The organism is Acidovorax sp. A1169 (genome assembly GCF_030704685.1).
GTDB lineage: Bacteria > Pseudomonadota > Gammaproteobacteria > Burkholderiales > Burkholderiaceae_C > Acidovorax.
The window spans coordinates 98,112-117,025 of record NZ_JAUZDX010000001.1 but is presented as its reverse complement, the minus strand read 5'-3'; the positions used below and the strand labels follow the sequence as shown (position 1 = coordinate 117,025).

The window sequence follows — 18,914 nt, the reverse complement described above, 5'->3', positions numbered from 1 at the left end:
GCTCGCCGCAAGACCATGGCAAGGCCTTACGGCACCCGCCACAGTTTCCCGCAAAGGCCCCGGTAAACATAAGCGCTGGAGGGCGTTGCGGGGCTGCTGCCCTCTCGCTCCATGCTCACCGCCAGCTCCACCGCCTTGGCAAACACGGTTTCAGACGGGGCGCCCAGTTGCAGATGCACGAAAGCCCCTTGCGGCAGCGGCGCCACGGGGCTGGCCTTGCCCGCCGCATCCAGCGACCACAGGTACAGCACCTGGCCGGCGGGCACCGGCACTGCGGCTACGCGCTTGATGTCCACCGTGCGGCCCTGCCGCAGGCTGGAGACGATGAGGCCGGGGCGTCCATCCGCCAGCCCCAGCACGCCGACATAGCTTTCGGGCAACTGGGTGGATGCCGGTGCATCCGGCCCACCGTGCCGGGCTTGCCAGAGCGACGGCAGCAGCACCCCCACCATCAGGCCCAGTACCAACGCGCCCGCCGGGGCTGGCTGCAGCAACCGTTTCCACCACGGCACCCGCATCCCAGGGACTGGAAACCCCAGGCGCTGCTCGATGGCGCGCCAGGTAGCGGGTGACGGCGCCTGGGGTGGCAGGGCCAGCAGCGCGGGCGCCATGCGCTCGTTCCAGCGCGCCACGGCTTCGGCCAGATCGGGCCGCCGCGCAAGCAGCTTTTCGAAGCGGCGGCGGGCGCCACCCTGCAGCGTGCCCAGGGCGTACTCGCCTGCCAGCAGGTCCACGAGCCGGGGGTTCTGGTGCCATGTCATGCGCAGGACTCCATGCAGTCGCGCAGGCGCGCCAGGCTGCGGCGCATCCAGGCCTTGACCGTGCCAAGGGGGCGGGACAGGCGCTGGGCCAGCTCCGCATGGGTGAGCCCTTCGTAGTAGACCAGCAGCAGCGCGCTGCGCGGCTCGCTGTCGATCTGGCCCATGCAGCGGCCCAGGCGCGAGCCATCCTCCTCGGCCAGCAGCAGCTCCAGCGGCGAGCCGCCTTCGGCTGCGGCATCGTGCACCTGTTCCTGGCCATCGGCATCGCGCCAGTGCAGCGGCGTTTCGGGGCGGCGCTTGCGCAATGCGTCGATGGCGCGGTTGCGTGTGACCACGCACAGCCACGACAGGCTCAGCGCCTGCCCCTGCGCACCGGTCTGCGGCCGGTTCCACAGGTGCACGAAGACCTCCTGCAGCACGTCTTCGGCCAGGGCCCGGTCCTGCACCACGCGCACGGCCACCGCCAGCAGGCGGCTGGCCACCAGCTGGTACAGGCGCTGGAAGGCCGATGTGTCGCGCAGCACCACGCGCGACAGCAGCTGCGCCACGGCGTCGGGCAGCTCATCGGCGGGCAATGCAGCGGCAGTCATCGTGGCACCGCGAAGAGCTGCACAGGCATGCCCGAAGCCTGTGCGAAACCGGCACGGATCTCGTCAAACGTGCCGACGCGGATGTCCTCGAAATCACCCCAGCGCAGCGGCGGCGGCAGGTCGCCATAGACCTCGCTCGGCGCATGCAGGCAGGCGTATTCGGCCGCAGGGTTGAGCACGAAGCGCTCGTTGCCCGGCAGGCGCTGCGGCTTGCCCGGCACCATGCGCGGGTCGCGCGTGAAGCGGTTGGGAAAGATGCGCTGGATGCGCCGCGTCACCGGGTCTTGCGAGTAGCAGTACACATAACCGGGGCGCAGCACCGCAATGTCCAGGCTGGCGCTGCCGCGCTGCGGTGCCCCCAGCGCCACGGCAAGGGCCGCAACCTCGGGCGCTGCAACGGGTGCAGGCGGTGGCGGGGCCGCCGCTGCGCTGGCGTCGCCGGGCGTGGGTGTTGCGGCGGGCACGGCGGCCAATGCGGCGCCCGATGCGCGCGTGGAGGCATTGCGCGGCAGCGCCTTCAGCGGGCCGCGTGGCACCTTGGCGAGCACGAAGGAGCGAAAAAAACCCTCGTCCAACGCGCCCTGGGCAGGCAGGCCGAGCGCCTGGCGGTAGCTGCGCAGCGCCGTGGCGAAGGCGGCGTCGGCCTGGTCATCGATGGCGCCGTCGTAGTAGCGCCGCTCGCGCATGCGCTCCTTGTAGAAGGCGATGCGTTCGGCCTCGTCCATGGACAGGAACCAGTCGGCCAGTTCGCGCTGCACCTCGGCATCGCTGTCGGTGGTGCCCAGGCACTGCCAGTAGGGCGCGCGCAGCAGCTTGCCCACCAGTTCCACGGCGGCCAGCTCGACCATGTTGCGCGCCGCTTGCGAAGGGCCATCGGCGCGCGAGGTCGAGAACGAGAACACCACGCCAATGCCGGGATTGACCAGTTGCGCCTGGCCATCGGCCGCGCTGGCGTCGCGGCTGGCCAGCACGGTGGTGTTCTTGGACGACACGCCGGGCAGCAGCGTCATGCTCGCGGTCTCCACCACGGCGGCGTCCAGGCCCAGCACCGAGAACTTGGTCTCACTGCCAAAACGCACGCCGAACACAGACTGCGCGAGCGTGGCGCCAAAGGAGCTGCCGTTCTTGAGCACCGACTCGTCGAGCTGGCTCACCGTGCCGCGAATGTTGTAGGCCGGCACCACACCGAAGGCGCTGGTGCGCTGCGCCTGCGCCAGCACCTGGGCGAGGTTCTGCTGGTCGCTGCCGAAGACCGACAGGCGAACGCCGCGCGAGCGCCGCGTCATGTCCGACACGGCCGAGGTCAGCATGTCGCGCGCCGATATGGGCACCTTCTGCGTGGCATCGCGAAACTCTTCCATCATCATGGTCACGTCGCGCGTGCCCATGTCGAACATCATTTCGTCCATGCAGCGCAGCGCGGGCGTGAAGTTGGTGATGGTGCGCCGCGCCTTGTCCGTGGGGTTGGCCTGGGCGCGCACCTCGTTGAGGGCCGCGCGGTCGGGTGCCCCGGCACAGCCGGCCAGAGCCGCCGCCAGGGCCAGCACGGCGGCCGCAGCGGCCGCGCGGCGTGCACGGCTGTGCACGGGGGAGTGGTTGAAGGTCATGGCAATCTCGGCAAAGGGGATGGGCGTGCACAGGCCAGCCCGCAGTGCGCACCCAAGCCGGTGCACGCACAGCGCGGGCTGGTGCGGAAAGTCAGCGGCCTACGGGGCGGGTGTAGGACACGCGCACCCAGCGGTCCTCGTTGCCGACGGCGTCGGTGTCCAAGTCCCAGTCATTGCCTGGGCCGGCATGCTCGCCATCGGGCTTGGTCGGGCCTTCGGTGGGGCCCTGGCAGCGGTCTTCACCGCGCTTGACCTCCAGGCGCCAGCCAATGCCGTTGACGTTCTGGCACATGGGCCTTTTCTTCTCGATCTTTTCGCAGCCCAGGCTGTCCTGGCTGCGGCCGGTGACGTCGTTGTAGCCATTGGGGCAGCTGACGCCGTTGGCCGGGTTCTTGCCCAGGGTGTAGTGCACCGGGTAGCTGGCGGGCCACAGGTGAACGATCTTCTCGGCCACGAACTTGTCGGCGCCGCCGGGGTTGACGACGCGCTGGTAGCGCCCTTCGTCAGGCCCGAGCAGCGCGGCCGGGCCGACGGCAGTCAGGTAACCCATGATGTCGCCCGGCAGACCCGACTGGCCCTTGAGCTTGGGGGGCCCGGCCACCGGGTTCATGGCCGACGGCACGCTGACCACGTCACCCGTCACGGCGGGCAGGCATTTGTCGGCGCCCGCCATCTGGATGGTCACGTAGTTGGGTTTGTTGGCAGGCGGGCAGATCGAGCCGCGCTCGAACACCAGGGTGACGCTGCACTTGAGCACGCCGCCGGCGCGGTTGACCTCGGTGTTGGCGGGGCATTCAGCGCGCTCGGGCACGTTGCCGGTGGCGCGCAGCAGCGAGGCCTTGTCGGCCCAGGCGGAGGTGGAAACGGCGGCACCGGCCAGGGTGAGGCAGGCGATGGCGATGGAAGAGAACTTCATGGTGGTGTCCTTCGGGAAATGGGGGAATGCAATCGGTGAAAGGCGTTGGGTGGCAACAGGTCAGGGCTTGGGCACCACGTGCCATGCGCCGCCCATGCCGTCGCCCAGGCGGTCGCCGGCCTTGGCATCGCTGGCGTAGTAGTAAAGGGGCTTGCCCTTGAAGCTCCACTGGCGCGCACCACCGGCCTCGATGACGCCGAAGTCGCCCTCGGCCTTGGCACCGGCCTTGGCTGCAAAGGCCGGCCATGCGGCCACGCAGCCGCCGCTGCAGTTGCTTTTGCCAGCAGCGTCCTTGTCGAAGGTGTAGACCGTGCGGCCGGCGGCATCGGTAAGCACGCCCTGCTGAAAGACGGGCTGCGCCTGCGCGGTCAGCGTGGCCAGGCCCAGGAGCAGTGCGGGTGCGAAGTACTTGAGCTGTTTCATGTTGGTTCCTGTATCTCGGTAGGTCCGGTTGAAGAGCGCCACATGGCGTCCTGCTTGTGGAACGGCGCGGTGCAGCGTTTGGATGCAGGGGGCAGAAAACTTTTTCGTGATCTCGACCTGCACCCATGCCGAGGCCCTGTGGCTCCTGCAGCACCGGGAAAATCGTAGGTTCCGCGCGCTTTGCCCGCACCCCATGAACATGGGAGGGGCGCCGCCGCGAAGATGGGATGACGCAGCGCAGGCGGGCGCTAAGATGGCGCGACGCACCCCCACCGACCTCCCTACCCTGCCACTCATGAGCACACCCCGCTGGCGCGTCGCACTGATAGAGGACGATGCCGAGATGCGCAGATTCTTCGAAGGCTGCGTCACCGCCCACCCCGATCTGGAGCTGGCCGCTTCCTTTGGCATGCTGGCGCCTGCGCGCCGCTGGCTGGACGAGCACCCTGCCGACGTGCTGCTGACCGATCTGGCGTTGCCCGATGGCCATGGCCTGGCGCTGCTGCAGCATGTGGTGCGCACGCAGCCGGCATGCGAGGTGCTGGTGGTGTCGGTCTTCGGCGACGAGGACACCGTGATCGCCTGCGTGGAAGCCGGTGCCGTGGGCTATATCCAGAAGGACTCCACACCCGCGGACGTGGGCCGGATCATCGTCGGCGTGAAGCACGGCGAGTCGCCCATCTCGCCCATGATCGCGCGCAAGCTGCTGGCCCGGCTGCGCCAGCGGGGCGCGCGCGAGGAGCCTCAGCCCCAGCCTGTTGACCCGGCGTTGCCCAGCCTGGAACTCACGCCGCGCGAGTCGGACGTGCTGGAGCTGATCGCGCGCGGCTACTCGTACGCCGAGATCGCGCGCCTGCAGGACATTTCCAAGCACACGGTGCAAAGCCACATCAAGAACCTGTACAGCAAGCTGGCCGTGCACTCGCGTGGCGAAGCGGTCTTCGAGGCCAGCCGCATGGGCCTGCTGGACCGCCACCGTCGCGCTCCCTGACAGTTCACCGGCCATGCAGCGCACCCTCGGCCTGCCCGCGTCGTTCATCGGCCACCTGCTGTGCGGCCTGGTCCTTTGGAGCATGCAGGTTCTGCCGGCGCTGGCGCAGGACGCCGCCCCGCCCCCGGGCGTGCAGGTGCTGCGCGACGCCGAACTGACGGTGCGCCTGCGCCAGAGCGCCGCCCAGACCACGACGGCCCACACACTTCCGCTGCACTGGGACGTGCTGCACCGGCGCAAGGCCGGCTGGGCCACTGCCACGCTGCGCTTCGACGCCATGGATGCCCAGCGGCTGCAGCCCCAGGCCCTGCTGATTCCCCGGCTGGGCAATGCCTACCGCATCTCGCTCAACGGGATGGAACTGGCCACCGGCGGAGAACTGCTGCTGCCCAACGACGGCTGGACCGGTCGGCGCCCGCTGTGGATCCGGCTGCCGGGCACGCTGCTGCAGGCGCACAACGTGCTGGAGATCCACATCCGCGCGGACTACCTGCGGCGCGCCGGCATCTCACCCGTGCAGTTCGGACCCGAGGCGGCGCTGCAGGGCAGCTGGCACGCGCTGGAGTGGCAGCGCGTGACGCTGCCGCGCGCGGTCTCGCTGTTCAGCCTGGTGGTGGGCATCTTCTGCCTGCTGCTGTGGTGGCAGCAGCGCCAAGCGCTGTATGCGTTTGCGGCGCTGTGCGAGCTTGCATGGGCCTGCCGCATCACCGCAGCCTGGCTGGAGGAGATCTTTCTGGCCTGGCCCGCCTGGTTCCAGGCCGTGCAGGGCCTGTTCTGGGCCGGCTGCCTTGCCACCTACTGGCTCACGCGCACCGTGTGGGGGCCCCGGCCACGGGCAGAGCTGTATGTCGCGTCAGCGATCTTCGTGCTGTGCCCCTTTGCCGTGGCAGGCGGCGCCGACTGGGTGCTGGGCTGGACCGTGGTGCTGGTCGTGGCCTGGGCGGCACTGATCCTGCGCCTGGGCTGGGAGTGCAGGCACACCCGCGACAGCCCGCGGCTGTGGATGCTGGTGGCCCTCGGTGTCTGCTGGGCGGCCCTGGTACGCGATATCGCGGCGGCACGCCTGGCGCCTGCGCAGTACATGGATGGCGGCTGGACGCAATGGGCAGCCGCCTTCGCTGGCGTGGCCGTGCTGGCCATCGTGGGGCAACGCTTTCAGCAGGCGCGCAATGCGCTGATCGACCTCACGGCGTCGCTGGAGCAGCGCGTTCTGCAGCGCGAGGAGAAGCTGGCCGAGCAGCACCAGGCGCTGCGCAAGCTTGAGCGCATCAGCGCCAAATCCGAAGAACGCGCACGCATCCTGCGCGACATGCACGATGGCGCGGGCGCCCACCTGATCACGGCCATGCGCCAGCTCGAAGGCGGGGTGGCATCGCAGGCCGAGGTGATGCAGACGCTGCGCGAGTCGCTGGACCAGCTGCGCCTGTCGGTGGACGCGATGTCCTTGCCGAACGGCGACATCAACGCACTGCTGGCAAGCCTGCGTTTCCGCCTGGAGCAGCGCATCCGCGATTCGGGTCTGGAGCTGATGTGGGACGTGGCGCTGCTGCCCCTGTGGCCCGGCAGCAGCGAGGAGGCCATGCGCCACCTGCAGTACATCGTGTTCGAGGCCATCTCCAACGTGCTGCAGCACGCCCGCGCGCGGCAGCTGGCACTGACCGCCCGCGCCGACGGCCAGGCCATCACCATCCACCTGCGCGACGATGGCGTGGGCAGGCAGGACGGCGCCTGCGGCAATGGCCTGCGCACCATGCACGAGCGGGCGGGGCTGATCGGCGCGGCGCTGGAGCTGCGCCTTGAAGACAGCGGTGGCACCACGGTGTGCCTGTCATTGCCGCTGGATGCACCTGCCCTCGCGGCAGCCTGATATCTCCCGGGAGATCGGCCATGAAAAAGGGGCCCGAAGGCCCCTGAAGAATCCGGGCTTGGCGGCCCGGTACTCCATCATGCGGATTCGCCTTTGACCGTCTAGCTTTGTTGGTTCGCCTTGCCGTGCTACAGCACTGTCTGCGGCTTCCCGCCTAGCTATACGATCAAATGCAAATCCGTATCAATCGGCTTGCTTGCGCAGGAAGGCCGGGATTTCCAGGTCGTCCATGCCGCCCGAGGACAGCGCGTCCACGCGGGCGGCTGCCTGCGTGCGGTTGGTGCGCCACACGCTGGGCACCGACATGCTGCCGTAGTCGGCCTGCGAGCTGCCGCCGCCGCCATGGCCGGTCTGGCCCGAGGGCACGCCCATGGCACTGCCAATCGCACCGGCAACGCCTGCCACGGGGATCTGGTAGGCCATGTTGTCGGTGCCGGTGCGCAGGCCGCCCTGCACCACCGAGATGGGCTGGCGGCGGGCGTTCTGGCGCGACAGGCCGGTGGCGACCACGGTCACGCGGATCTCGTCGCCCAGGGTGTCGTCGTAGGCGGCACCGAAGATCACGTGCGCATCCTTGGACGCGTAGGCGTTGATGGTGTTCATCGCCAGGCGCGACTCGGACAGCTTGAGGCTGCCCTTGCTGGCCGTGACCAGCACCAGCACGCCCTTGGCGCCCGACAGGTCGATGCCTTCGAGCAGCGGGCAGGCGATGGCCTGCTCGGCTGCGATACGGGCGCGGTCGGGGCCGCTGGCCGTGGCCGTGCCCATCATGGCCTTGCCGGGCTCGCCCATCACGGTGCGCACGTCTTCGAAGTCGACGTTCACCTGGCCGTACTCGTTGATGATTTCGGCAATGCCGCCCACGGCGTTCTTGAGCACGTCGTTGGCGTGCGCGAAGGCTTCGTCCTGGGTGATGTCGTCGCCCAGCACTTCCAGCAGCTTCTCATTGAGTACGACGATCAGCGAATCGACGTTGGCTTCGAGTTCGGCCAGGCCGTTGTCGGCGTTGGTCATGCGTCGCCCGCCCTCCCAGTCGAAGGGCTTGGTGACCACGCCCACGGTGAGGATGCCCATTTCCTTGGCGATGCGCGCGATCACGGGCGCTGCGCCCGTGCCAGTGCCGCCGCCCATGCCGGCGGTGATGAACAGCATGTGCGCGCCGTCGATGGCCGCGCGGATGTCCTCGGCTGCGGCCTCGGCTGCATCACGGCCCTTGTCGGGCTTGCTGCCGGCTCCCAGGCCGCTGGCACCGAGCTGGATCACGCTGTGGGCGGAGCTACGCGTGAGGGCCTGCGCATCGGTATTGGCACAGACGAATTCCACGCCCTGCACACTGCGGGCGATCATGTGTTCGACGGCGTTGCTGCCGCCGCCGCCCACGCCGATCACCTTGATCTGCGTGCCCTGGTTGAATGTTTCGGCTTCGATCATTTCGATGGACATGTTGGAGCTCCTGGTTCTGTCTTCGTACGCAATTGCAAAATGGGGTTCGGTGTTGTCTGGTGGCGCGGGCGGCATGGCGGTCCTGTACATCGCCATCGCCCGCCGGACAATCGGGGGCCTGCGCGCGCAAATCGGTGGCATTGGTTCATGGTCATCAGAAGTTCCCCACGATGAAGTCCTTGAACCGGCCAAATGCGGTCTTCATGGAGCCGCTCTTCTGGGCCACCTTGAAGCCGCGCAGGCGCGCCAGGCGCGCCTCTTCGAGCAGGCCCATGACGGTGGAGGCACGGGGCTGGGCCACCATGTCCGACAGGGCACTCGAATACTTGGGGATGCCGCGGCGCACAGGCTTGAGGAAGATGTCCTCGCCCAGCTCGATCATGCCGGGCATGACGGCACTGCCGCCCGTGAGCACGATGCCCGAGGACAGCACTTCTTCATAGCCCGACTCGCGGATCACCTGCTGCACCAGCGAGAAGATCTCTTCCACCCGCGGCTCGATCACGCCGGCCAGGGCCTGCTTGCTCAGCATGCGGGGGCTGCGGTCACCGAGGCCCGGCACTTCCACCTGGCTCTCGGGGTCGGCCAGCAGCTGCTTGGCGTAGCCGCTCTCGACCTTGATGTCCTCGGCGTCCTTCGTTGGCGTGCGCAGTGCCATGGCGATGTCGCTGGTGATCAGGTCGCCTGCGATCGGGATCACCGCAGTGTGGCGGATGGCGCCTCCGGTGAAGATGGCTACGTCGGTCGTGCCGGCGCCGATGTCGACCACCACCACGCCGAGCTCGCGCTCGTCGTCGGTCAGCACGGCCTGGCTCGATGCGAGCGGGTTGAGCAGCAGTTGCTCGACCTCCAGCCCGCAGCGGCGCACGCACTTGATGATGTTCTCGGCCGCGCTCTGGGCACCGGTCACGATGTGGATCTTGGCCTCCAGGCGGATGCCGCTCATCCCGATGGGCTCTTTCACATCCTGCCCGTCGATCACGAACTCCTGCGGCTCCACCAGCAGCAAGCGCTGGTCGGACGAGATGTTGATGGCCTTGGCCGTCTCCACCACGCGGGCCACGTCGGCCGAGGTGACTTCCTTGTCCTTGACGGCCACCATGCCGCTGGAATTGAGGCCGCGGATGTGGCTGCCCGTGATGCCGGTGTACACGCGCTGGATCTTGCAGTCGGCCATCAGCTCGGCCTCCTTGAGCGCCTGCTGGATGCTCTGCACCGTGGCGTCGATATTGACCACCACGCCACGCTTCAGGCCATTGCTCGGGGCCACGCCCAGGCCCGCGAGCTTGAGCTCGCCATTGGGCAGGACTTCGGCAACCACCGCCATGATCTTGGCTGTGCCGATGTCCAGGCCGACCACCACGTCTTTGTATTCTCTAGCCATATTCAGTCACTGCCCTTCGTTGTTCTGTTGCGCCGGCTGCGGGTTCGTTCATGCATGGTGGCTACCTCCGGGGGGCGGCAACTGCGGCCGCCTCTGTGGTGGTCACGCCCTTGAGGCGCAGCGCATACCCCCCCGCGTGCCGCAGGTCCGCCGATTCGAGCGCGTCCACCCGGCGCTTGTACTGGGCCGCCACCTGGGTCAGCGTGCGCGCAAAGCGCTTGGCGCGGGCCACCACCTCTTGCGGTGTGCCGCCTCCCAGCTCCACCACCGCCCCGGTGTCCAGCGTGGCGCGCCAGCCGCCCCGGCCGGTCAATGCCAGCTCTTCCACGTCCATGCCCAGCGGTTCGAACACCGGCTGCAGCAGGCCGTACATCTGCAGCACCTCGCCCGAACTGCCGCCCGGCCCCTGCAGGCGCGGCAGGCCGTCCTGGTCCACGTCGCCGACATTGGCCTCGAACACCTCGCCCTGCGTATTGACCATGGCCGAGCCCGACTCGGGCCCCCAGTACGCCACGGCGTCGTGCTCTTCGAGCACCACATGCAGGCTGCCCGGAAACTCGCGCCGTACCGACGCCTTGCGCACCCAGGGCACCTGCTCGAAGGCCTCGCGCGCCTTGCGCAGGTCCACCGTGAAAAAGTTGCCCACCAGGTGCGGCGCCACATTCGCGCGCAGGGTGACGGCGTTGTTGTGCACCAACTCGCCCTGCACGACGATGCGCGCGATGGCAAAGCCCGGGTAGCGCAGCACCCACCAGGCACCCGCTGCCAGCACGAGCATGGCGCAGCCCACGAACAGGACCGATGCGGTCATGTTCATGAGCTTGACGTCCAGCGGTGCGGGCAGCGTGTTGTTCATCAGGTTCCCAGGGTGCTTCCGGCAGGCGTGTCCATGGTGGCCGTGGCCAGCACCCCCACGCACAGGTCTTCGTAGCTGATGCCCGATGCGCGTGCCGACATGGGCACGAGCGAGTGCCCGGTCATGCCGGGAGAGGTGTTGATCTCCAGCAGGAAGGGCTGGCGGTCGCTGGCGCGGATCATGATGTCCGCACGCGCCCAGCCGCGGCAGCCCAGCGAGCGGAATGCTGCCACCACCAGGCGCTGGATCTCGCACTCCTCGGCCTCGGGCAGGCCGCTCGGGCAGTGGTACTGGGTGACGTCGGTGAAATACTTGTTCTGGTAGTCGTAGTTGCCCTCGGGCGCCACGATGCGGATCACCGGCAGCGCATACGCGCTAGCACCCTCGCCCAGGATCGGGCAGGTGGTTTCCTCGCCCTCGATGAACTGCTCGCACAGCACCTCGGGGTCGTAGCGCGAAGCCAGGGCATAGGCCTGTGCACACTGCTCAGGCGAGGTGACCTTGGTCAGCCCGATGGTGGAGCCCTCGCGCGAGGGCTTGACGATCATCGGGGCGCCCAGCGCCGCCAGAGCGTCCGTGGTCTCGGCCACGCTGCCCACCAGGCGCCAGTCGGGCGTGGGCAGGCCTTCGGCGCGCCAGATGCGCTTGGTCATGATCTTGTCCACCGCGATGCTCGAGGCCATCACGCCCGGGCCGGTGTAAGGGATACGCAGCAACTCCAGCGCGCCCTGCACGGTGCCGTCCTCGCCATGGCGCCCATGCAGCGCGATGAAGCAGCGCGCATAGCCGTCTCGGCGCAACTCGCCCAGGTCGTTCTGCGAGGGATCGAAGGCATGCGCGTCCACCCCACGCGAGCGCAGCGCCTGCAGCACGCCGGTGCCGGACATCAGCGACACCTCGCGCTCGGCAGACGCGCCACCCATCAGCACGGCGACCTTGCCCAGTGCCTTCACATCCACGTTGGAACCCAGTTTCGTCGTCATGGTCATGTCGCGCTCCCCGCCAGCGCCTTGTGCTTGGATTGGTTGTTGTTCTGCAGCATGTCGACCACCTTGGCCGGCACGGCACCGATGGAGCCTGCGCCCATGCACATCACCACGTCGCCGTTGCGCGCGTTGTCGGCAATGGCCTGCGGCAGCTCGGCCACGTCGTCCACGAAGACCGGCTCCACACGGCCGGCCACACGCAGCGCGCGTGCCAGCGAGCGGCCATCGGCCGCCACCACGGGGGCTTCGCCAGCGGCGTAGACCTCGGTGAGCAGCACGGCGTCGGCGTTGCCGATGACCTTCACGAAGTCCTCGAAGCAGTCGCGCGTACGGCTGTAGCGGTGCGGCTGGAAGGCCAGCACCAGGCGCCGCCCGGGGAAGGCGCCACGCGCTGCCGCCAGCGTGGCTGCCATCTCCACCGGGTGGTGGCCGTAGTCGTCGATGACGGTGAAGCTGCCGCCGTCCCTGGCGGGCAGGTCGCCATAGCTCTGGAAACGCCGGCCCACGCCCTTGAAGCCGGCGAGCGCACGCTGCACGGCCTCGTCGGGGATATTGAGCTCCACCGCCACGGCAATCGCCGAGAGCGCGTTGAGCACGTTGTGCTCGCCCGCGAGGTTGAGCACGATCTCCATGTCGGGCAGGGTGACGCCGTTGCGCCGCTGCACGGTGAAGCGCATCTGGCCGGCCTCGGCACGCACATCGATGGCACGCACCTGGGCATCTTCGGAAAAGCCGTAGCTCGTGATCGGGCAGGTCACGCTCTGCAGGATGTCGCGCACGGCCGGGCTGTCCACACACAGGATGGCCGTGCCGTAGAACGGCATGCGGTGCAGGAAGTCGACGAAGGCCCCCTTGAGCCGGCCGAAGTCGTGCCCGTAGGTCTCCATGTGGTCGGCATCGATGTTGGTCACCACCGCCATCACGGGCAGCAGGTTCAGGAACGAGGCATCGGACTCGTCGGCCTCGACCACGATGTAGTCGCCGCTGCCCAGCTTGGCGTTGGCACCAGCGCTGTTCAGGCGCCCGCCGATCACGAAGGTGGGGTCCAGCCCCGCCTCGGCCAGCACGCTGGTGACCAGGCTGGTGGTGGTGGTCTTGCCGTGCGTGCCGGCAATGGCGATGCCCTGCTTGAGGCGCATCAGCTCGGCCAGCATCAGCGCGCGCGGCACCACGGGGATGCGCTTGTCGCGCGCGGCCAGCACCTCGGGGTTGTCGGCCGTGACGGCGGTGGAAGTGACCACGGCGTCGGCACCATCGATGTGCGCGGCCGCGTGGCCCAGGCAGGTCTTGATGCCCAGGCCCTGCAAGCGGCGCAAGGTTGCGCTGTCGGCCAGGTCCGAACCGGAGATGCGGTAGCCCAGGTTGAACAGCACCTCGGCGATGCCGCTCATGCCGGCGCCCCCCAGGCCTACGAAATGGATATGGCGAATGGCGTGCTTCATGGTGTTGCAAGCTCCTCGCAGGCAGTCACCACCTCATGGGTGGCGTTGGTTTTTTGCATCTTCTTGGCTTCTGTGGCCCGGCGCAGCAGCTCCGGGCGCTCTGTGTTGCGCAGCACCGCCGCCAGGCCCTGGGCCGTGAGCTCGCGCTGCGGCACCAGCCAGCCGCCCCCGGCATCCACGAGGAAACGGGCGTTGGTAGTCTGGTGGTCGTCCACCGCCGAGGGGAAAGGCACGAACAGGGCGGCGGCGCCCACGGCGGCGATCTCGGTCACGGTGCTGGCGCCCGCGCGGCAGACGATGATGTCGGCCTGCGCAAACGCGCTGGCGGTGTCGTCGATGAAGGGTGTCAGTTCGGCCTCGACGCCTGCGGCGGCATAGTTGGCGCGCAGCGCGTCGATCTGGGTGGCGCCGCTCTGGTGCGTCACCACGGGCCGGTTCTCGGCCGGGATGAGGGCCAGCGCCTGCGGCACGATCTCGTTGAGCGCACGTGCGCCCAGGCTGCCCCCTACCACCAAGAGGCGCAGCGGGCCGCTGCGGTCGGCAAACCGCTCGGCCGGCTCGCTCTGGCGGGTGAACGGGGCGCGCAGCGGGTTGCCCACCCACTGGCCCTTCTTGAAAACATGCGGGAAGGCGGTAAACACGCGGTCGGCCACGCCAGCCAGCACCTTGTTGGCCATGCCGGCCACGGAATTCTGCTCGTGCAGCACCAGCGGCTTGCCGCAGAGCACGGCTATCATGCCGCCCGGAAAGGTGATGTAGCCCCCCAGGCCCACCACCACGTCGGGCTTCACGCGGCGCACCACCTGCAGCGCCTGCCAGAAGGCGCGCAGCAAACGCAGCGGCAGCAAGGCAAGCGTGACCAGGCCCTTGCCCCGCACGCCCGAAAAGTCGATGGTCTCCAGCGCAAAGCCCTGCGCGGGCACGATGCGCGACTCCATGCTGCCGGGCGCGCCCAGCCAGTGCACGCGCCAGCCGCGCGCACGCAGTTCCTCGGCCACGGCCAGGCCGGGGAAGATGTGGCCGCCGGTGCCACCGGCCATGATGAGGGCGGTCTTGGGGGCACTCATATCCGCCCCCCCCTCATCATGTGTTTATTCTCATAGTCGACTCTCAACACCACCGCAATCGCCACCAGGTTCATCAGGATGGCCGAGCCGCCAAAACTCATCAGCGGCAGGGTGAGCCCCTTGGTGGGCAGCGCCCCCAGGTTCACGCCCATGTTGATGAAGGCCTGGAAGCCGATCCAGATCGCCACGCCCTGGGCAACCAGGCCGGCAAAAACGCGGTCCAGCGCGATCGCCTGGCGCCCGATGTGCATGATGCGGCGCGTCATCCACAGGAACAGCACGATGAGCACCAGCACGCCTACCAGGCCGAATTCCTCGCCAATCACGGCCAGCAGGAAGTCGGTGTGCGCCTCGGGCAGCCAGTGCAGCTTCTCGACGCTGCCGCCCAGGCCTACGCCGAAGATTTCGCCGCGCCCGATGGCGATCAGCGAGTGCGACAGCTGGTAACCCTTGCCCAGCGCATGCTGTTCGCTGAAGGGGTCGAGGTAGGCGAACACCCGCTCGCGGCGCCAGGGCGAGCTGGCGATCATCAGGGCGAAGGCGCCCACCAGCACGGCCGCAATCAGGAAGAACATGCGTGCGTTGACGCCGCCCAGGAACAGGATGCCCATGGCGATCACGGCCACCACCATGAAGGCACCCATGTCCGGCTCGGCCAGCAGCAGCACACCGACGATGGCCACGGCCGCCCCCATGGGCAGCACGGCGCGAAAGAAGCGCTCCTTGACCTCCATCTTGCGCACCATGTAGTCGGCGGCATAGATGAGCACGGCGAACTTGGCCACCTCGGACGGCTGAAAGCCCACCGGCCCGATGGACAGCCAGCGCCGGGCCCCGTTGACCACCTTGCCCACGCCCGGGATCAGCACGGCCACCAGCAGCAGCAGCGCCGCCACGAAGAGCCAGGGCGCCGCGCGCTCCCAGAGCTTCATGGGCACCTGGAAGGTCAGCAGGGCCGCGACGAAACCCACCACGAGGTACATCATGTGGCGGGTGAGGAAGTGCGTGGGCGCGTAGTTGGCGAAGCGCGGGTTGTCCGGCATGGCAATCGATGCCGAATACACCATCACCAGCCCCCAGGCGAGCAGTGCCACCACCACCCACAACAGGGCCTGGTCAAAGCCCAGCACGCTCGCGGGCGTGGTGGTCGACTGGCGGTATTCGGTGCCACCCACGCGCACGGGCAGCACCTCGCCGGCCTTGCCGGTGAGGCGGCCGAGCCAGCCGGCCAGGCGTTGCGGGAAGCTGATGGGGGCGCTGGCGCTGCTTGCAGCCATCACATGCCCTCCAGGGATTGGCCGGCGTCCTGCGCCATGGTCAGCACCGTGTCGCAGAACACGCGTGCGCGGTGTTCGTAGCCGGTGAACATATCGAAGCTTGCGCAGGCGGGCGACATCAGCACCGCATCGCCCGAACGCGCGCGCTGCGCGGCCTGGTGTACGGCCTCGGGCAGCGTGGCCGCATCCAGCAGCGGCACGCCGGCCTCCTGCAGGGCCGTGCGGATCAGCGGCGCATCGCGCCCGATGAGCACCACGGCGCGGGCATAGCGCGCCACGGGCGTCGCCAGGGGCGCGAAATCCTGGCCCTTGCCGTCGCCGCCCAGGATCAGCACGATGCGCCGGTCGGCCCCCAGGCCGTTGAGCGCGGCCACAGTGGCACCCACGTTGGTGCCCTTGCTGTCGTCGAAATACTCCACACCGTCGATCAAGGCCACGGGCTCGACGCGGTGCGGCTCGCCCCGGTACTCGCGCAGGCCGAACAGCATGGCCGACAGCGTGCAGCCTGCCGACGATGCGAGCGCCAGCGCCGCCAGCGCGTTGGATGCGTTGTGGCGCCCGCGGATGCGCAGTGCGTCGGCGGGCATCAGGCGCTGGATGTGCAGATCTTCCTCATCCATCGCAACAGCGGCGGCCGCTGCATCGCCCTGTGCCGGCACCACGGCACGGCGGCGCGTGCTGCGCTTGCGCGTTTCGTCGGCCTCCAGGGCACGCACCAGCCAGGGCATACCGCCCACGATCTCCATGCCGAAGTCGCCCGGACGCCGGGGCATGTCGATGCCGAAGCTCAGGTGCTCGCGCAGCGGCACCTTCGCAGGCTGCTTGCTGCGCGAGGTCGGGGCGGGCTTGCCGGATGCTGCCAGTGCAGCAGCCTGCGCTGCCTGGGCCGCAGCGGCGGACGCAGTGCCCAGCATCTCCATGACGGTGGGGTCGTCGCGGTTGAGCACCATCAGGGCCGTGTCGCCGAAGATGCGCGCCTTGGCACCGGCGTAGGCGGCAATGTCGCCATGCCAGTCCAGGTGGTCCTGCGTGATGTTGAGCACGGTGGCGGCCGTGGGCTCGAAGCCCGTGGCGCCATCGAGCTGGAAGCTCGAAAGCTCCAGCACCCAGACTTCGGGCAGGGTATCGGCGTCGATGTGCCCGGCCAGGGTGTCGAGCAGCGTGGGGCCGATGTTGCCGGCCACGGCCACGGTCTTGCCTGCGCGTTCCACCAGTTGCCCGGTGAGCGAGGTGACGGTGGTCTTGCCATTGGTGCCGGTGATGGCCAGCACCGCCGGCGCATAGCCGTGCGAGGTGCGCAGGTACTGCAGCGCCGCAGCATACAGGCCCAACTCGCCGCCCGTGACCAGGCCGATGGCCTGCGCCGCCGACCAGACAGGCGCCACGGTGGCCGGGCTCAGGCCGGGCGAGCGGTAGACGGCGTGCACGCCAGCGCCGCCTTCGACCAGACTGGCCTCGAACGGGCCGGCCACGAAAAGCACGCCAGGCAGTTCCTGCTGCAGCAACGACAGTTGAGGCGGCGCGGCGCGGGTATCGGCCACGGTGACGGTGGCGCCGCAGCGCACGCACCAGCGTGCCATGGCCAGTCCCGAGGCACCCAGGCCCAGCACCAGGAAGTGCTTGCCCTCAAAAGGCAGCATGCCCTCACCCGGCCGGCCCAGGGGTTCCGCTGGCTCGGCCTCGCCATCGGGCGCGTCCACGGGCACGGCCAACAGCGGCGATGGCTCTGTCGTGTCTGGCGCATTCACCTCGGCAAAGATCTGTGCCACGAAATCAGCGGCCGCCTTGGCGGCAGAAATGGCGGGGGCCACATAGCCATCGGCGGCGTGGGCGGTGACCGGCGGCGTGGGCGTCAGCTCAGCTGCCGGCTCTCCGCCGTGGACCTCTTCTACGGGTGCGTCGTCGGGCGAAGCCGTGGATTCGGCCCCGGTCACGTCCACGCCCTCTTCCTGCGCATCGGCCTCCGGCACCACCCCGGGCACGTGCTCAGCCTGCGCACCGGCCGGCACAGGCAGGTGATCGCCTACCGACGAAGGCAGGTGATCACCGCGCTCGATGCCGCTGGCGTGGGGATCGTGGGGCGTGGTCGTCATGGTCAGCGCAGCTTGAGCGTGGACAGGCCGATCAGGCACAGCAGCATGGTGATGATCCAGAAGCGCACGACCACCTGGGTCTCCTTCCAGCCGCTCTTCTCGAAGTGGTGGTGCAGGGGCGCCATCTTGAGCAGGCGGCGGCCTTCGCCGTAGCGCTTCTTGGTGTACTTGAACCAGACCACCTGCAACATCACCGACAGGGCCTCGACCACGAAGATGCCGCCCATGATGGCCAGCACGATCTCCTGGCGCACGATGACGGCGATGGTGCCCAGCGCCGCGCCCAGCGCCAGCGCGCCCACGTCGCCCATGAACACCTGCGCAGGATGGGCGTTGAACCACAGGAAGGCCAGGCCGGCACCGGCCATGGCAGCGCAGAAGATCAGCAATTCACCGGCCCCCGGGATGTTCGGGAAGAACAGGTACTTGGAATAGACCGAGCTGCCCGTGACATAGGCGAACACACCGAGGGCCGAGCCCACCATCACCACCGGCATGATGGCCAGCCCGTCCAGGCCGTCGGTCAGGTTCACGGCATTGCTCGAACCCACGATCACCAGGTAGGTCAGGATCACGAAGCCGAGCACGCCCAGCGGGTAGCTCACTTCCTTGAAGAAAGGCAGTTGCAGCCCGGCCTTGGGCGGCAGGTCCAGCGAGAAGCCAGACCGCACCCAGGTCATGAACAGCTCGAAGACCTTGGCGTTGGAGCTCTCGGAGATGCTGAATACCAGGTAGACAGCGGCGATCAGGCCGATGACGGACTGCCAGAAATACTTCTCGCGCGAGCGCATGCCCTCGGGGTCCTTGTTGACCACCTTGCGCCAGTCATCGACCCAGCCGATGGCGCCAAAGCCCAGCGTCACGATGAGCACGATCCAGACGAAGCGGTTGGACAGGTCGAACCACAGGATCGTGGAAATCGCGATCGACAGCAGGATAAGCACCCCACCCATGGTCGGCGTGCCGCTCTTGGACAGGTGCGACTGCATGGCGTAGCCCCGGATGGGCTGGCCGATCTTGAGCGAGGTGAGCACGCGGATCACCTTGGGGCCGGCCACCAGGCCGATCAGCAGCGCCGTGAGCGCCGCCATCACCGCGCGGAAGGTGAGGTACTGGAACACGCGGAAAAAGCCGAGCTCGGGCGACAGCCCCTGCAGCCATTGCGACAGGATCAGCAGCATGCGGCACCTCCCTGCAAGAGGCAACGCGCC

16 protein-coding genes are annotated in these 18,914 nt (G+C 68.5%); 2 read left to right on the top strand and 14 right to left on the bottom strand.

All coding sequences use genetic code 11. The features are described 5' to 3' along the window. Positions 1-26 precede the first annotated feature (26 nt). The 5 genes from QYL93_RS00510 to QYL93_RS00490 form a co-directional block, all read right to left on the bottom strand. Positions 27-761: an anti-sigma factor domain-containing protein gene (locus QYL93_RS00510; RefSeq protein ID WP_305741837.1), complete on the bottom strand. Its 735-nt coding sequence runs from the start codon at positions 759-761 to the stop codon at positions 27-29. Then, entirely contained in the window at positions 758-1,351 is a 594-nt protein-coding gene (locus tag QYL93_RS00505; protein WP_305741836.1) for a sigma-70 family RNA polymerase sigma factor, read from the bottom strand. The genes QYL93_RS00510 and QYL93_RS00505 overlap by 4 nt, the downstream gene beginning before the upstream one ends. Further along, positions 1,348-2,958: a DUF4384 domain-containing protein gene (locus tag QYL93_RS00500; RefSeq protein ID WP_305741835.1), complete on the bottom strand. Its 1,611-nt coding sequence runs from the start codon at positions 2,956-2,958 to the stop codon at positions 1,348-1,350. Before QYL93_RS00500 ends, QYL93_RS00505 begins: the two co-directional genes overlap by 4 nt. 91 nt (positions 2,959-3,049) lie before the next feature. Next, on the bottom strand, positions 3,050-3,874 hold the full coding sequence (locus QYL93_RS00495; protein ID WP_305741834.1) for a hypothetical protein: 825 nt from the start codon (positions 3,872-3,874) through the stop codon (positions 3,050-3,052). A gap of 60 nt (positions 3,875-3,934) precedes the next feature. Further along, entirely contained in the window at positions 3,935-4,297 is a 363-nt protein-coding gene (locus QYL93_RS00490; protein ID WP_305741833.1) for a hypothetical protein, read from the bottom strand. A 295-nt stretch (positions 4,298-4,592) separates the two neighbouring features. Here QYL93_RS00490 and QYL93_RS00485 point away from each other — a divergent pair, with 295 nt between their 5' ends. Continuing rightward, positions 4,593-5,288: a response regulator transcription factor gene (locus QYL93_RS00485; RefSeq protein ID WP_305741832.1), complete on the top strand. Its 696-nt coding sequence runs from the start codon at positions 4,593-4,595 to the stop codon at positions 5,286-5,288. A 13-nt stretch (positions 5,289-5,301) separates the two neighbouring features. Further along, entirely contained in the window at positions 5,302-7,155 is a 1,854-nt protein-coding gene (locus QYL93_RS00480) for a sensor histidine kinase (protein ID WP_305741831.1), read from the top strand. A 183-nt stretch (positions 7,156-7,338) separates the two neighbouring features. Here QYL93_RS00480 and ftsZ read toward each other — a convergent pair whose 3' ends face one another. The 9 genes from ftsZ to mraY all read right to left on the bottom strand — a co-directional run bounded on the left by ftsZ (position 7,339) and on the right by mraY (position 18,884). Then, the gene (gene ftsZ / locus QYL93_RS00475; RefSeq protein WP_305741830.1) at positions 7,339-8,598 is read right to left on the bottom strand and encodes a cell division protein FtsZ; all 1,260 of its coding nucleotides are present in this window, start codon (positions 8,596-8,598) and stop codon (positions 7,339-7,341) included. 154 nt (positions 8,599-8,752) lie between these two features. Then, complete coding sequence (gene ftsA, locus QYL93_RS00470) at positions 8,753-9,982, bottom strand: cell division protein FtsA (protein WP_057200162.1); 1,230 nt, start codon at positions 9,980-9,982, stop codon at positions 8,753-8,755. A 61-nt stretch (positions 9,983-10,043) separates the two neighbouring features. Next, entirely contained in the window at positions 10,044-10,838 is a 795-nt protein-coding gene (locus tag QYL93_RS00465) for a cell division protein FtsQ/DivIB (protein WP_305741829.1), read from the bottom strand. Further along, positions 10,838-11,827 carry a D-alanine--D-alanine ligase gene (locus QYL93_RS00460; RefSeq protein ID WP_305741828.1) on the bottom strand — a complete coding sequence of 330 codons (990 nt, stop codon included), beginning with the start codon at positions 11,825-11,827 and terminating at the stop codon, positions 10,838-10,840. Before QYL93_RS00460 ends, QYL93_RS00465 begins: the two co-directional genes overlap by 1 nt. After that, positions 11,824-13,266: a UDP-N-acetylmuramate--L-alanine ligase gene (murC, locus tag QYL93_RS00455; protein ID WP_305741827.1), complete on the bottom strand. Its 1,443-nt coding sequence runs from the start codon at positions 13,264-13,266 to the stop codon at positions 11,824-11,826. The genes QYL93_RS00460 and murC overlap by 4 nt, the downstream gene beginning before the upstream one ends. Next, complete coding sequence (gene murG / locus QYL93_RS00450) at positions 13,263-14,333, bottom strand: undecaprenyldiphospho-muramoylpentapeptide beta-N-acetylglucosaminyltransferase (protein WP_305741826.1); 1,071 nt, start codon at positions 14,331-14,333, stop codon at positions 13,263-13,265. The genes murC and murG overlap by 4 nt, the downstream gene beginning before the upstream one ends. Then, a complete protein-coding gene (gene ftsW, locus QYL93_RS00445) occupies positions 14,330-15,610 on the bottom strand; it encodes a putative lipid II flippase FtsW (protein ID WP_305741825.1) in 1,281 nt (426 codons plus the stop codon). Before ftsW ends, murG begins: the two co-directional genes overlap by 4 nt. Beyond that, a complete protein-coding gene (murD, locus tag QYL93_RS00440; protein WP_305741824.1) occupies positions 15,610-17,703 on the bottom strand; it encodes a UDP-N-acetylmuramoyl-L-alanine--D-glutamate ligase in 2,094 nt (697 codons plus the stop codon). The genes ftsW and murD overlap by 1 nt, the downstream gene beginning before the upstream one ends. A 2-nt stretch (positions 17,704-17,705) precedes the next feature. Further along, the gene (gene mraY / locus QYL93_RS00435) at positions 17,706-18,884 is read right to left on the bottom strand and encodes a phospho-N-acetylmuramoyl-pentapeptide-transferase (RefSeq protein WP_305741823.1); all 1,179 of its coding nucleotides are present in this window, start codon (positions 18,882-18,884) and stop codon (positions 17,706-17,708) included. Between the last annotated feature and the right edge of the window lie 30 nt (positions 18,885-18,914).

Bases quoted from the DNA above. Each gene is read 5' to 3' on its own strand.
- QYL93_RS00510 (WP_305741837.1), bottom strand. From the start codon at position 761: ATGACATGGCACCAGAACCCCCGGCTCGTGGACCTGCTGGCAGGCGAG.
- QYL93_RS00505 (WP_305741836.1), bottom strand. From the start codon at position 1,351: ATGACTGCCGCTGCATTGCCCGCCGATGAGCTGCCCGACGCCGTGGCG.
- QYL93_RS00500 (WP_305741835.1), bottom strand. From the start codon at position 2,958: ATGACCTTCAACCACTCCCCCGTGCACAGCCGTGCACGCCGCGCGGCC.
- QYL93_RS00495 (WP_305741834.1), bottom strand. From the start codon at position 3,874: ATGAAGTTCTCTTCCATCGCCATCGCCTGCCTCACCCTGGCCGGTGCC.
- QYL93_RS00490 (WP_305741833.1), bottom strand. From the start codon at position 4,297: ATGAAACAGCTCAAGTACTTCGCACCCGCACTGCTCCTGGGCCTGGCC.
- QYL93_RS00485 (WP_305741832.1), top strand. From the start codon at position 4,593: ATGAGCACACCCCGCTGGCGCGTCGCACTGATAGAGGACGATGCCGAG.
- QYL93_RS00480 (WP_305741831.1), top strand. From the start codon at position 5,302: ATGCAGCGCACCCTCGGCCTGCCCGCGTCGTTCATCGGCCACCTGCTG.
- ftsZ (WP_305741830.1), bottom strand. From the start codon at position 8,598: ATGTCCATCGAAATGATCGAAGCCGAAACATTCAACCAGGGCACGCAG.
- ftsA (WP_057200162.1), bottom strand. From the start codon at position 9,982: ATGGCTAGAGAATACAAAGACGTGGTGGTCGGCCTGGACATCGGCACA.
- QYL93_RS00465 (WP_305741829.1), bottom strand. From the start codon at position 10,838: ATGAACAACACGCTGCCCGCACCGCTGGACGTCAAGCTCATGAACATG.
- QYL93_RS00460 (WP_305741828.1), bottom strand. From the start codon at position 11,827: ATGACCATGACGACGAAACTGGGTTCCAACGTGGATGTGAAGGCACTG.
- murC (WP_305741827.1), bottom strand. From the start codon at position 13,266: ATGAAGCACGCCATTCGCCATATCCATTTCGTAGGCCTGGGGGGCGCC.
- murG (WP_305741826.1), bottom strand. From the start codon at position 14,333: ATGAGTGCCCCCAAGACCGCCCTCATCATGGCCGGTGGCACCGGCGGC.
- ftsW (WP_305741825.1), bottom strand. From the start codon at position 15,610: ATGGCTGCAAGCAGCGCCAGCGCCCCCATCAGCTTCCCGCAACGCCTG.
- murD (WP_305741824.1), bottom strand. From the start codon at position 17,703: ATGACGACCACGCCCCACGATCCCCACGCCAGCGGCATCGAGCGCGGT.
- mraY (WP_305741823.1), bottom strand. From the start codon at position 18,884: ATGCTGCTGATCCTGTCGCAATGGCTGCAGGGGCTGTCGCCCGAGCTC.